Consider the following 12,671-nt stretch of genomic DNA (forward strand, 5'->3'; position numbering starts at 1 on the left):
GACAACGGGATCGTCTCGCCACCATCGGGGACCTCGAAGTCGACGCCAACGGCCTGGGCAAGCGCAGCGGCGAGGGTAGTGGCCACCATCGCCGCGAGCGTGGCAATGAAGCCGGTGCCGGCGAGCCCGCGGAGTCGGTGGGTGTGCCTGGTCCGGCCCGATGCCGGGCCCGCGACGACCCCGGTGTCATCCATGCTGTTCATGTCGTTCCTCCATCCCTCGGTAACTGGCGTACGGGGTGTGTTGACCGGCAGGTGACGGTCCTGGCCCTGGGCGTGACGATGCGCACCCTCGCCGTGCGACGGCCAGGGTTCCGCAGGGCGCGGACGCCCGTGCCGCGGAGCCAGAACCCGGCGTCGCGTCCGACGACCGGCCCCGGCTCGCCGTCGCGCAACTCCAGCTGCACCCGCCCCCGGGTGACGACGCCGAACGCGTCGCACCACTGCGCCGCGACCACCGCGACACGCGCGCCACCGCGCAGCGCGAGCGTCCACACCGGGACTACTCCGTGCCGTCCGCCGGCAGGCGCTCCGGCAGCCCGAGCCGCGGGAACTGGTCGTCGTGGAAGATGACGATCTCGCTGATCGCCCCGCCGGTGACGCGCAGGACGTCGATCGTCAGCGGCAGGTACGCGCCCTCCCGCTTCCGCCAGAGGTAGAAGGCGACGGCCGGCTGCCGGTTCACCGAGGTGGGGACCGCGCGCAGGCCCTTCATGCCATCGAATCCATCCTCGACCCAGCTGTTCACCACCGCGTCGCGGCCGACGTACAGGCCCGGCGTGGGCGGCATCGAGCAGCGGACGTCGTCCCGCAGCATGGCAGCGAGCACGTCGATGTCCGTGGCCACACTGGCGTCGGTGAAGCGGCGCACCAGCTCGCGCGTCCCGGCGTCCTCCTCGCCGCCGGTCCAGTCCTGCCGCTCGGCGGGCAGGTGCTCCCGCATGCCGGCGCGGGCCCGCTGCAGCGCGCTGTTCACGGAGTTGACGGAGTCCCCGAGGAGCTCCGCGACGTCCTTCGCCGGCCAGCCGAGCACGTCCCGCAGGATCAGCACGGCCCGCGGGCGCGGCGCGAGGTGCTGGACCGCGACCAGGTACGCCAGCTCGATCGTCTCCCGTGCGACGGCGACGCTCTCCGGCTCGTCCGCATCGCCCGCGGGCAGCTCGTCGAGCAGCCGGTCCGGGTAGGGCTGCAGCCACAGCACCTCGCCGCCGGTCGCAGGCTCCGGGCGGCACTTGGCGAGCAGGTCCAGGCAGGCGTTGGTGGCGATCCGGTACAGCCAGGCCCGGAACGTCGACCGCCCCTCGAAGGTCTCCCGCCGCCGCCAGGCACGGAGGAACGTCTCCTGCACGGTGTCCTCGGCGTCCTCGAACGACCCGAGCATCCGGTAGCAGTGCACGTGCAGCTCCCGCCGGTGCCGCTCCGCCAGCCCCGAGAACGCCGGCTCGTCGACCTCGCCCAGACCGCACCCGCCCAGACCGCTCCCGCCCAGACCGCTCACGCCCAGCTCCTCCAGCCGCGTGTCCGCACTCATCACGTCATCCTTCCGTCTCGTCGTGTCCCGTCGTAGGTGTGACGGGTGCGGGCGCGACAACTCATCACTCGGGTCGATCGGCATGGCTGATCCAGTGACGGATCCGGTGGCGGAGCACGACGCGCGGTACGGCGAGGAGGGCGCGGGTCCGCCGGAGTGGGCGTGGGTGCGCGACCGCCTGGCGCGTGCCGGGATCCCCTGGTTCACGACGACGCGGCGGGCATGGACGCACGGGCACGGCACGAGGTCCACCGAAAGGGATGGGCTTGATCTTGGAGCCGAGACCCGGCTCACCTGGGGAGATGCGCGCCCGAAGGGATTCGAACCCCGGCGCTGTTGCGTTACCGGATCGGCGGACACGCTAGGCCCGCCGACTACCTGTCAGATCGCTTCGGCGAGCTCGGTGAACGCCGCGGCGACCCGCAGTGCGGGACGGGCGGTCTTACCTGGAGCCTCGCCCTCATCGATGTCCGGGTCTGCCACACCCGCCCTGACCTGCAAGATCAGGTTGGAAAACGCTCTATCTCTGACCCGTCCAGCGCAGATTCTGTCGCAACTGCCGGACGGCATCGCCTGGAGCCTCGCGCTGACGGGGTAAGCCGCCTAGGCTGCCGAAATGGCGGTCAAGCGGATCAAGCCGAACATCCGCTCCGAGGACTTCGACGGGAGCCGTCGGTTCTACACCGACCTGATCGGGCTGGACGGCGGTGACGGGCTCGACTGGATCCTGTTCTTCGGTGGGGAGACCCGCGAGGTCCAGCTCTCGGTCATGAAGCGGGACATCCGCGCGGACGTCCACCCCGACGTGTCGATCGAGGTGGACGACGTCGACGACGTGCACGCGCGGTGCGTCGCCGCGGGTGCCGAGATCGTCTACCCGCTCACCGACGAGCCCTGGGGGCTACGCCGGTTCTTCGTCCGCGACCCCAACGGCGCCGTCATCAACGTCACCCAGCACAGGGTGTAGCAGCCGAGCGGGCGGGCGGTGGTCAGGCGCGCTCGGTGGCGAGGCGCGCGCTGAAGCCGAGCAGGGCCACCCCGGTCAGCCCGTCCAGCCAGCGTCGGACCCGGCGGCGGGACAGCAGGTCGCGGGCGCGGTTCATCGTCGCGACCAGCACCAGCAGGTAGGCCAGCCCCAGCACCGCGTGGCTGAGCGCGAACAGCAGCAGCACCGCCAGGGGCGCGGAGCCGCCGACGAACTGCGGCAGCACGGCCAGGTAGAAGGCCAGCACCTTCGGGTTGGTGATGTTGGACAGGAAGCCCTGCCGGAAGCCGGTGAACGCCTCGCCGGACGGGGTGGGGCCGCCGTCGGCCAGCGGCGCGTACCGGCCCTGCCAGGCCGAGCGCCAGGCCTGCACGCCCAGGTACGCCAGGTAGGCGACGCCGGCCCAGCGGATCGTCTCGAACAGCGGCTGGGAGCGGACGATGAGCGCGCCCAGCCCGGCCGCCGCGGCGACGCCCTGCACGGCGTTCGAGCCGGTCACCCCGACCGCGCTCCACCTGCCGCGCCGTCGACCGGCGGCGAGGGTGTTCCGGGTGACCACCGCGAAGTCCGGGCCGGGGATGAGGATCAGCACCGTGGCGAAGACCAGGAAGGATCCGTAGCTGCTCCACGACATGCTTCCGACCCTACGACGGGGCCGACGCGCACTAGTGTTTTCTTGACGGTACTCCGCAATCCGCACTAGTGTCGAAAGCGTGGATACCACGCAGCTCCTCAAGGGCGTGCTCGACCTCGCCGTCCTCGCCGTGCTCCGAGAGGAGGACGGCTACGGCTACGACATCCTGCGCCGGTTGCGCGAGGCCGGCCTGGAGGAGGTCGGCGACGCCTCGGTCTACGGCACCCTGCGCCGGCTCTTCGCCGCCGGCCTGCTCACCACCTACGTCGTGCCGAGCGAATCCGGCCCGCACCGCAAGTACTACGCCCTCAACGCCGCCGGCCGGGACCAGCTCGCCCGCTCCGGCAAGACCTGGCGCTCGTTCGCCACGACCATGGACGCACTGCTCGACGATCGGGGGATGGCGGCATGACCGTCACTGGGCAGGACATCGCGGACTACGTCGACCGGGTGCGGGCCGCACTGGCCGACCTGCCGCCCGCCGTCCGCGACGAGTTGACCGAGGACCTGCCGGAGCACCTGACCGAGGTCGCCGCCGAGGCGGACGGCACGCTGGTCGAGCGGCTCGGCGAGCCCGAGGCGTACGCCGCCGAACTGCGCGCGGCCGCCGGCGCCGGCGAGCCGCTCGGCGCCCGCGGCGGCCTGAACCGGCGGATCGCCGCCGCCGCGCACCGGGCCCGCGCCCGGCTGTCCGGCCTCGACACCAGTCTCGGTCCGATCCTCGGGTACGCCTCGGCGAGCGAGTTCCTCCGCCTGCTCCGGCCGGCCTGGTGGGTGCTGCGCGGCTACCTGGCGGCGGCACTGCTCTCGGCGATCTTCAGTGGTGACCTCACCCTCGTGCCCCGGCCCTTCCTCAGCGAGGTCACCGGCCTGCTCGTGCTCGTCGCCGCCGTGCTGGCCTCGATCTGGCTCGGTCGCAACTCCGACCGACTGCGGCGGTGGCCGCGCCGGCTGATGCACGCCGGCGCCCTCGTGCTGGTGGTCTTCGGGCTGGTCCTGCTCGTCAACCTCGACGAGCGGTCGCAGTGGGACGACTTCGGCTACCAGGGGGTGTCGGTCGGCGACCGGTACGACAGCGTCCAGGACGTCTTCGTCTACGACAGCGAGGGGCGGCTGGTGGAGAACGCCCGGCTCTTCGACCAGAACGGCGTGCCGATCCGGCTCGGCTACCCGTCGTGCGTCGACCCGGCCCAGCCGGACGCCGCGCTGCGCACCGGCTACCCGTACTGCCCGGAAATGGCCCCGTTCCGGCCGCGGCCGCCCGCCACGGCACCGGTGCCGCCGGGGGCGAACGGGGGCGGGGCGACCCCGGCGCCGTCGGGAAGTTCGTTGCCGACGGCGGCCGCCACGCCGACCGCGGTCCCCAGCGCGACGGTGACTCCGGCCCCGACCGGCACGGTCCCGGAGCCGAGCCCGACCCGCTGAACCACACCGAGGGGCGCCCACCGATCCGGTGGGCGCCCCTCGTGCGTCCATGATGGACGGGGCGGTGCAGCGCGACCCGATCTTGATCGCTACGGTGTCGCTTGCTCTCACCCAACCCCGGAAGGAACGCCCGTGTCAGAGCAGGTCGCCGTCGCTCCCGCACCCCCCGCACGGGAGAGCGAGCAGCAGCCCGCCGCCCCGTCCACACCGGCCGCCGGGCGGTCCCGGATCGGCACGGTCCTCGGCGTCGTCGTGCTGATCCTCGGCGTGCTGGTCGCGCTCGCGGTGGGCGCGGTGCTCAAGCTCGGTCCCGGACCCCTCGGCGGCTTGCTGGGCCGCGACGGCACGGCCGACGCGAAGGCCGGCGACTGCGTCGCCGAGCTGCCCCGGGTCGCCGGCACCGGGGCTACGTCGGTCGACGACGCGACGATCGTCCCCTGCACCGGCGCCCGGGCCGCGTACGCGGTGGTCGGCCGGGTGGACGACCCGGCCGCCGCGCGGAGCCGGTCGGCGGTGGCGTGCGAGCCGCACTTCCGCCCCGGCGACGACGGATACGTCCTCTACCGCGTCGGCGGTGACGGCGACGGCTACCTGCTCTGCCTTGTCCGGAAGGCGAACGGGAGGTGAATGCCACTGTTCTCGCGTCTTCCCCGGCGTGGTGGCGGCGTGGCAGGCTACCCGCACGTAGGACCACTGGGCGACCAGCCAACGATGACTGACCGCTAGGAGGACGGGCCATGGGCGAGACGGTGAGCTTCACCAGCAACGGAGGGACGAGCGAGGGGTATCTCGCGATACCCTCCGGCGGTGTGGCCAGCCCGGCGGTCATCGTCATCCAGGACTGGTGGGGTCTCGTGCCCCACGTCCGGGCGGTGGTGGACCGCTTCGCCGAGGCGGGGTTCGTCGCCCTCGCCCCGGACTTCCGGCACGGCGAGCCGGCCAGCAAGCCGACCGAGCCGCGACAGATGCTGAACGGGCCGCAGATGGACGAGGCGGCGACGGAGATCGCCGCCGCGGCGGAATACCTCGCCGGCCGTCCCGAGGTCACCGGCAAGGTCGGCTGCGCCGGCTTCTGCGCCGGCGCCAGCCTGGCCCTCTGGTCGGCGACGTTCTCCGAGCGGATCGTCGCCACCGCCGGCTTCTACCCCCGGCTGCCCTGGGAGGGGATGCGCGCCGACTGGGCCGACTACGCCGGCAAGGCCGCCCTGATCCACTGCTCCGAAGAGGACGGCCTCTCGTCCGCGGACGGCGTGCAGGCCGCCCGCCGGGCCATCGAGGCGGCCGGCGGCAGTTGCCAGACCTACGACTACCCGGGCACGTCACACGCGTTCTTCAACGAGGACCGGCCGGAGAAGTTCGACCAGCGGGCCGCCGCCACCGCCTGGGCCCGCACCCTGGAACTCTTCCGGGCCAAGCTTGGCTGAGCCGCGTACGCCCGACGAGGTGGTCGCCCGCGCCGCGCGGGCGACCGACCTCGCCGACCTCGACGCCGCGGTGAGCGACTGCTTCGCCTGCCCGCGCCTGGTGGCCTGGCGGGAGGAGGTCGCCCGGGTCAAGCGGGCGGCCTTCCGCGACCAGCGGTACTGGGGCCGCCCGGTGCCCGGCTTCGGCGCCGCCGACGCGCGGACCGCCATCCTCGGGCTGGCACCGGCCGCGCATGGCGGCAACCGCACCGGCCGGATCTTCACCGGGGACCGCTCCGGCGACGTTCTCTTCGCCGCGCTGCACCGCGCCGGCCTGGCCAACCAGCCGACCAGCGTGGCCTCCGACGACGGCCTGACCCTGCGGGACACCCGCATCTTCGCCGCGGTGCGCTGCGCACCGCCGGACAACAAGCCCACCCCGGCCGAGCGGGACACCTGCGCGCCGTGGCTGCACCGGGAGGTCGCGCTGATCCGGCCCACCCTGCGCGTCGTGGTCGCGCTGGGTGCCTTCGCCTGGGCCGCGTGGTGGCCGGTGCTGCGCGACGTGTACGGGGTCCGGCCGCCCAGTCCGCGACCGGCCTTCGGCCATGGGGCACACTGGTCCGGCGGCTCCGCACCGGCGCTGCTCGGCTGCTATCACGTCAGCCAGCAGAACACCTTCACCGGGCGGCTGACACCAGGGATGCTGGACGACGTGTTCGCCCGGGCGAAGCAGTTGGCCGGGGTGGACTGAGGATGCGTGGGGCGGTGGGATGGACCTCGGCGTGCTGCGCAGGTGGTGGCCGATCGCGGCGGTGACCGTCCTGCTGGCCGTCGCCGCGCTGGCGGCCGGGCACTCCTCGATCGGGGCCAGCCGGATCCCGCCCGCCGCCGACAACATCCCCTACGTGCCGGACTACCCCTCCGCCGAGCCCGCGCCGTCGATCGCCGTCGAGCCGAGGGACGGCGCCGAGGCCACCCAGGCGCAGATCCCGGACTGGATCGTCACCGCCGCCATGGTCGTGCTGGGCCTGGCGGCCCTGCTCGCCATCGGGTACGTCGGCTGGACGCTGGTCCGCGGCGCGCTGCGGCGGACCACCCGGGCGATCCCGGCGCAGCGGGCCCGGCGTACCGCCGAGGGCACCGCCCGGGAGGTGGTGGCCGCGCTCGACGCGGGCCTGGTGGAGTTGGACGACCGGGCCACCGACCCGCGGACCGCGGTGATCGCCTGCTGGGTCCGGCTGGAGGAGGCCGCCGAGGAGGCCGGCGTGCCCCGGCTCGCCGGGGACACCCCGACCGATCTGGTCAGCCGGCTGCTGCGCGGCGACCCGGCGGCCGGCGTCCCGGCGATCGCCAGCGCGGACGTGCTGGACGGGTTCGCGCACGTCTACCGCGAGGCCCGGTACGCCACGCACACCGTCGACGAGCGGATGCGCGACCAGGCCCGGGCGGCCCTGCGCCGGCTGCGCGGCGAGTTGACCAACCTCGCCGGCCAGGTGGCGCCGTGAGCGCGAGGAGTGAGCCGGTCCTGCGAGCCCCGCAGTCGCGAACCGAGGTGGCGCCGTGAGCGCGAGGAGTGAGCCGGTCCTGCGAGCCCCGCAGTCGCGAACCGAGGTGGCGCCGTGAGTACCAGCATCGACGACCTGCTGTCGTTCGAGGAGGAACCGGCCGGACCGGCCGTCGCGCCCCGCGGCGGGCGGGTTCGCCTGGTGCTGCGGACCCTCGCGGTCACCGCGGCCATCGTGGCGGTCGTCGTGGCGGGCCTGCGGACGGTCGGCCTCCAGGTCTCCCTGTGGATCGTCGTCGCCGGGGTGCTCGCGCTGCTCGCCGTCCGGCGGGTCACCGCCGCGCTGTCGCCCCCGCCACCGCCCCGGGCCGGTTACCGTGCGCCGGCGGGCGAGGAGCCGGGCAGCTGGAACTGGGCCGCCCGGGACGCGCTGCGCGCCGCGATCAACGGGTGGGAACGCCCGCTGGACTGGTGCGCGGGCAACCGCGAGCGGTTCACCGAGCGGGTCCTGCCCCGGATCGGCGAGCTGGCCGACGAGCGGCTGCGCCAGAAGCACGGCATCACCCGCGAGTCCGACCCGGCCCGCGCCCGCACCCTGCTAGGGGAGCCGCTGTGGACATTCCTCAGCACGCCCTCCCGCCGCCGCCCGTCGCCGCGCGACCTCGCGGCGATCGTCACCGAACTGGAGAAGCTGTGTTGAACGACGTGGACCGGAGCATGCCCCCCGCCGAGGTGGGCCAACTGGCCCGGGCGGTGCTCGACGCGGTCGGCACGGTCGTGGTCGGCAAGCGGGAGGCGCTGGAACTCGTCCTCGCCGGCATCCTCGCCGGTGGGCACGTGCTGCTGGAGGACCTGCCGGGGCTGGGCAAGACGCTGACCGCGCGCTCCTTCGCGCAGGCCCTCGGGCTGGACTTCCGCCGGCTTCAGTTCACCCCCGACCTGCTGCCCGCCGACGTCACCGGCTCCTTCCTGTACGACCAGCGCAGCGGCGACTTCTCGTTCCGGGCCGGCCCGGTCTTCACCAACCTGCTGCTCGCCGACGAGATCAACCGGACGCCGCCGAAGACCCAGTCGGCGCTGCTGGAGGCGATGCAGGAGAAGCAGGTCTCCGTCGAAGGCGTCACCTACCGGCTGGACGAGCCGTTCCACGTGCTCGCCACCGCCAACCCGATCGAGTACGAGGGGACGTACCCGCTGCCGGAGGCGCAGCTCGACCGGTTCCTGCTCCGGGTGTCGTTCGGCTACCCGAACCACGAGGAGGAGTGGGAGGTGCTGCGCCGGCGGATGGCCCGCCGTCGCGAGGAGGCCGAGATCAAGCCGGTGGTGGACGCCGCCACGCTGCGCGCCATGCAGGCCGCGCTGGAGGACGTGGTGGTCGAGGACTCGATCGGCCGCTACATCGTGGCGCTCACCGCGGCCACCCGGGAGCACCCGTCCGCGCTGGTCGGCGCCTCCCCGCGCGGCTCGCTGGCGCTGCTGCTGCTGGCCCGGGTCCGGGCCGTCTTCGCCGGCCGGGACTACGTGGTGCCGGAGGACGTCAAGGAGGTGGCGGTGCCCGCGCTGGCCCACCGGATCACGCTGCGCCCGGAGATGTGGCTGCGCCGGGTCGACCCGTCCTTCGTCGTCGGTGAGGTCCTCGAGCAGACGCCCGCCCCGGCCAGCGGCGCGCTGCCCAGCTACGCGGCCGGGCGGCCCGGGCGCTGATGGCCAGCCGTCACGAGCCGGAGCCGGCGACGGGCTGGGCACCCACCTGGGCGCTCGGCCGGGCGGTGCTGCTCACCGGGCTGCTGCTGATCGCGGCGGTGCTGTTCGGCCGGGTCGACCTGGTGGTGCTGGCCACGCCGTTCGCCCTCGGCACCGCGTACGCGCTGCGCCGACGGCCCACCGCCGGGCCGCAGCTGGAGATCAGCACCGGAGACGCACACCTGGTGGAGGGCGGCCCGATGACCGCCACGGTCGCCGTCGGCAACCCGGACACCGTGTCGTACGACGTGGCGGTGGTGCGGACCCGGATGTCGCCGTGGCTGCGGGTGGAGAAGGTCGGCTTCGGCGGGACGGGCCTGCAGGTGGCCCGCGCCGGGGGCGCCGACCGGCCCTTCGTCACCTCCGTGCCGAGGGGCACGGCGGTCGACCTGGAGCTGTCCGGTACGGCGCTGCGCTGGGGCCGGCACCCGATCGGTCCGGCCGGCGCCCGGGTCGCCAGCGCGGACGGGCTGCTGGTCTCCCGGGCCGTGATCACCGACCCGGTGCGGATGCGGGTCTACCCGAGGACCGAGCCCTTCGAGGCGGTGGAGGCGATGCCCCGCGCGGCCGGGCTGGTCGGCGCGCACCATTCCCGGCGGCCGGGGGAAGGCGGCGAGCTGGCCGGGGTGCGGGTCTTCGCCCCGGGTGACCGGCTGCGCCGGATCGACTGGCGGGTCTCGCTGCGGGCCCGCCAGCTGCACGTCGCGGCCACCCTCTCCGACCGGGACGCCGAGGTGGTGGTGCTGCTCGACGTGCTGGCGGAGGCGGGCCGCTCCGGGGGTGTCAACGGTCCCGCGTCGGTGCTCGACACCACGGTCCGGGCGGCCGCCGCGATCGGCGAGCACTACCTGCACCGGGGCGACCGGGTGGCGATGCTGGAGTACGGTCCGGCCGCCCGCCGGCTGCGCCCGGCCACCGGGCGCCGGCAGTACCTGACGGTGCTGGAGTGGCTGCTCGACGTGCACGCCGAGGCCTCCCCGCACGAGCCGTACGACCAGGTCTTCGGGCCGCAGGTGCTCTCCGCCGACGCGCTGGTGGTGGTGCTCACCCCGCTGCTGGACGAGCGGTCGGCGCAGATGCTGGCCCGGCTCGCCCGGGGCGGACGGTTCGTGGTCGCGGTGGACACCCTGCCGGCCGACCTGCCGCCGCCGAAGGACCGGGGCTGGGCCGAGGTGGCGTACCGGCTGTGGCGGCTGGACCGGGACACGATGATCGGTCAGCTCCGCGAGCACGGTGTGCCGGTGGTGCGCTGGGCCGGCGCGGGCAGCCTGGACCAGGTCCTCCGGGACGTCGCCCGGCTGGCCACCGCCCCCCGGGTGGGTACCCGATGAACGACGTGCTGGAGGCGGTGAACGAACGGGTCCGCGCCGTGCGGTACGCGGCCACCCGGGTCAGCCTGGCTCCGTTGCTGGTCCGGGCCGCCATCTTCCTGACCGTGCTGGTCGGTTTCCTGCTGGCGTACCCCGTGCAGGTCTTCGCGCCGCGGGCGCTGCTGGCCCTCACGGTGGTGGCGGTGCTGCCGGCGGCCGGGCCGCGCCGGGTCTGGCCGACCTTCGCGGCGCTGGTCACGGTCGGTGGGTGGCTGCTGGCCTCGGCCGGCTTCGACCGGCCGATCGCGCTGTGGCGACTGCTCGCCGTGGCGACGCTGCTCTACCTGGCGCACACCCTCTGCGCGCTGGTCGCGCTGCTGCCCTTCGACGGGGTGGTCGACCCGGATCTGATCCTGCGGTGGTTGGCCCGGGCCGGTGCGGTGGTGCTCGCCAGCGCGGTGCTCGGCATCCTGCTGGCCGGGCTCAGCGGGGCGGGGGCGGACCGGGGCTTCCAGGCGGCCACGGTGGCGGGACTGCTGGTCGCGGTGGCCGTCAGCGCGTTGCTCGGGTGGCTGTTGCGTCGCAGATAACGGGACGGGCAGGACGTTGTGCAGGTCACAGGTGTTGTGCTCGGTCACAGAAGGGGGTCTCGAACGGGATTAGCCGAGCCGCCCGGGGAAAGATAGATGACGTGAATCCGAAGCGGATCCTTGTCGTGGGTGCCGGGCACGTCGGCCTGTACGCCGCTCTGCGCCTGTCCAAGAAGCTGAGCTCCCGTGAGGCCGAGGTCGTCGTCGTCGACCCGCAGCCGCACATGACCTACCAGCCGTTCCTCCCCGAGGCGGCGGCCGGCAACATCTCGCCCCGGCACTCCGTGGTGCCGCTGCGGCGGGAGTTGCGCAGGTGCAAGGTGGTGGCCGGCACGGTGACCCGGATCGACCACGACCGGAAGACGGCGGTCGTGCAGCCGATCAGCGGCCCGACCCGGGAGATCCAGTACGACCACGTGGTGGTCGCCCCCGGCTCGGTGTCCCGGACGCTGCCGATTCCGGGCCTGCACGAGCACGGCATCGGGTTCAAGACCATCGGCGAGGCCATCTACCTGCGCAACCACGTGCTGGACCGGCTCGACGTGGCGGCCGCCACGACCGACCCGGACGTCCGCCGTTCCGCGCTGACCTTCACCTTCGTCGGCGGTGGCTACGCCGGCATCGAGGCGCTGGCCGAGATGGAGGACATGGCCCGGGACGCGATGCGCTACTACCCGGAGCTGAAGCCGGAGGACATGCGCTGGGTCCTGGTCGAGGCCACCCAGCGGGTGCTGCCCGAGGTCGATCGGGACATGGGCGCCTACACGGTGCAGGAGCTGCTCAAGCGGAACATGGACATCCGGCTGGACACCCGGCTGGAGTCCTGCGTCGACGGGATGGTCAAGCTCTCCGACGGCGACAGTTTCCGCTCCGACACCATCGTCTGGACCGCCGGCGTGAAGCCTTCGCCGATGCTGGACGCCACGGACTTCCCGCGCGACGAGCGCCGGCGGGTCACCTGCCTGCCCACCCTCCAGATCGTGGACGGCGACCGGGTCGTCGAGGGCGCCTGGAGCGCCGGCGACTGCGCCGCGGTGCCGGACCTGACCAAGGAGCCGGGCAACTTCTGCTCGCCCAGCGCGCAGCACGCGGTCCGGCAGGCCGCCCGGATGGCCGACAACATCGTGAACGTGATCCGCGGTCGCGAGCCGGTCAACTACAAGCACAAGCACGCGGGCAGCGTGGCCAGCCTCGGCCTGCACAAGGGCGTGGCGCAGGTCTACGGGATCAAGATGACCGGCTGGCCGGCGTGGTTCATGCACCGGACGTACCACATGTCGCGGATCCCGTCGTTCAACCGCAAGGTCCGGGTCGTGGTCGACTGGTCGCTGGCGTTCTTCCTGAAGCGCGAGGTGGTCGCGCTGGGCCAGCTGCACGACCCGCGTGAGGAGTTCGCCGAGGCCTCCCTGCCGGTCGGCGCGCAGCGCAGCTGAGCTGGTATGGAAGGGTCCGTCGCCACGGCTGTCGTGGCGGCGGGCCCTTTTCGTCTCGCTCTGCTTCAACCCACGCAACACCTCGGTGAGCCGGCGCTTCTGTTCGGACGC

15 protein-coding genes are annotated in these 12,671 nt (G+C 73.6%); 12 read left to right on the forward strand and 3 right to left on the reverse strand.

The genetic code is table 11. The features are described 5' to 3' along the window. Both ACFOYX_RS26400 and ACFOYX_RS26405 read right to left on the reverse strand, forming a co-directional pair. Positions 1 to 203: DUF6069 family protein (locus tag ACFOYX_RS26400; RefSeq protein WP_377534493.1), on the reverse strand; the 203-nt coding region annotated here is incomplete at its 3' end. A 298-nt stretch (positions 204 to 501) separates the two neighbouring features. Next, complete coding sequence (locus ACFOYX_RS26405) at positions 502 to 1,530, reverse strand: RNA polymerase subunit sigma-70 (RefSeq protein ID WP_322440672.1); 1,029 nt, start codon at positions 1,528 to 1,530, stop codon at positions 502 to 504. 616 nt (positions 1,531 to 2,146) lie between these two features. On the opposite strand from ACFOYX_RS26405, the gene ACFOYX_RS26410 reads away from it, so the two are divergent. Further along, the gene (locus ACFOYX_RS26410; protein ID WP_109805074.1) at positions 2,147 to 2,497 is read left to right on the forward strand and encodes a VOC family protein; all 351 of its coding nucleotides are present in this window, start codon (positions 2,147 to 2,149) and stop codon (positions 2,495 to 2,497) included. Positions 2,498 to 2,519: 22 nt separating this feature from the next. Here the strand turns inward: ACFOYX_RS26410 and ACFOYX_RS26415 are convergent, their stop codons facing one another. Further along, on the reverse strand, positions 2,520 to 3,149 hold the full coding sequence (locus tag ACFOYX_RS26415) for a LysE family translocator (protein WP_322440671.1): 630 nt from the start codon (positions 3,147 to 3,149) through the stop codon (positions 2,520 to 2,522). Positions 3,150 to 3,228: 79 nt separating this feature from the next. On the opposite strand from ACFOYX_RS26415, the gene ACFOYX_RS26420 reads away from it, so the two are divergent. The 11 genes from ACFOYX_RS26420 to ACFOYX_RS26470 all read left to right on the forward strand — a co-directional run bounded on the left by ACFOYX_RS26420 (position 3,229) and on the right by ACFOYX_RS26470 (position 12,560). After that, a complete protein-coding gene (locus tag ACFOYX_RS26420; RefSeq protein ID WP_088969841.1) occupies positions 3,229 to 3,561 on the forward strand; it encodes a PadR family transcriptional regulator in 333 nt (110 codons plus the stop codon). Next, entirely contained in the window at positions 3,558 to 4,574 is a 1,017-nt protein-coding gene (locus ACFOYX_RS26425) for an HAAS signaling domain-containing protein (protein WP_322440670.1), read from the forward strand. Before ACFOYX_RS26420 ends, ACFOYX_RS26425 begins: the two co-directional genes overlap by 4 nt. A gap of 132 nt (positions 4,575 to 4,706) precedes the next feature. Continuing rightward, a complete protein-coding gene (locus ACFOYX_RS26430; protein ID WP_322440669.1) occupies positions 4,707 to 5,201 on the forward strand; it encodes a hypothetical protein in 495 nt (164 codons plus the stop codon). Positions 5,202 to 5,311: 110 nt separating this feature from the next. Beyond that, positions 5,312 to 5,998: a dienelactone hydrolase family protein gene (locus ACFOYX_RS26435; protein WP_322440668.1), complete on the forward strand. Its 687-nt coding sequence runs from the start codon at positions 5,312 to 5,314 to the stop codon at positions 5,996 to 5,998. 19 nt (positions 5,999 to 6,017) lie between these two features. Next, the gene (locus ACFOYX_RS26440; protein WP_322440725.1) at positions 6,018 to 6,731 is read left to right on the forward strand and encodes a uracil-DNA glycosylase; all 714 of its coding nucleotides are present in this window, start codon (positions 6,018 to 6,020) and stop codon (positions 6,729 to 6,731) included. A gap of 19 nt (positions 6,732 to 6,750) precedes the next feature. Further along, positions 6,751 to 7,485, forward strand: a complete 735-nt coding sequence (locus ACFOYX_RS26445; protein WP_109805080.1) for a DUF4129 domain-containing protein — start codon at positions 6,751 to 6,753, stop codon at positions 7,483 to 7,485. Positions 7,486 to 7,599: 114 nt separating this feature from the next. Further along, positions 7,600 to 8,184 (forward strand): hypothetical protein, encoded by a 585-nt coding sequence (locus ACFOYX_RS26450; protein ID WP_322440667.1) that lies wholly within the window; start codon positions 7,600 to 7,602, stop codon positions 8,182 to 8,184. Continuing rightward, positions 8,181 to 9,188: a MoxR family ATPase gene (locus tag ACFOYX_RS26455; protein WP_130331740.1), complete on the forward strand. Its 1,008-nt coding sequence runs from the start codon at positions 8,181 to 8,183 to the stop codon at positions 9,186 to 9,188. Before ACFOYX_RS26450 ends, ACFOYX_RS26455 begins: the two co-directional genes overlap by 4 nt. Continuing rightward, on the forward strand, positions 9,188 to 10,558 hold the full coding sequence (locus tag ACFOYX_RS26460; protein ID WP_322440666.1) for a DUF58 domain-containing protein: 1,371 nt from the start codon (positions 9,188 to 9,190) through the stop codon (positions 10,556 to 10,558). The genes ACFOYX_RS26455 and ACFOYX_RS26460 overlap by 1 nt, the downstream gene beginning before the upstream one ends. Positions 10,559 to 10,566: 8 nt before the next feature. Further along, on the forward strand, positions 10,567 to 11,127 hold the full coding sequence (locus ACFOYX_RS26465) for a hypothetical protein (protein ID WP_377534508.1): 561 nt from the start codon (positions 10,567 to 10,569) through the stop codon (positions 11,125 to 11,127). Between the two features lie 101 nt (positions 11,128 to 11,228). After that, positions 11,229 to 12,560, forward strand: coding sequence for an NAD(P)/FAD-dependent oxidoreductase (locus ACFOYX_RS26470; protein WP_322440664.1), 1,332 nt, complete (start codon positions 11,229 to 11,231; stop codon positions 12,558 to 12,560). The last annotated feature ends 111 nt before the right edge of the window (positions 12,561 to 12,671 follow it).

The sequence above is a fragment of the Micromonospora sp. GCM10011541 genome (assembly GCF_042650725.1).
Taxonomy (GTDB): Bacteria; Actinomycetota; Actinomycetes; order Mycobacteriales; family Micromonosporaceae; genus Micromonospora; species Micromonospora sicca.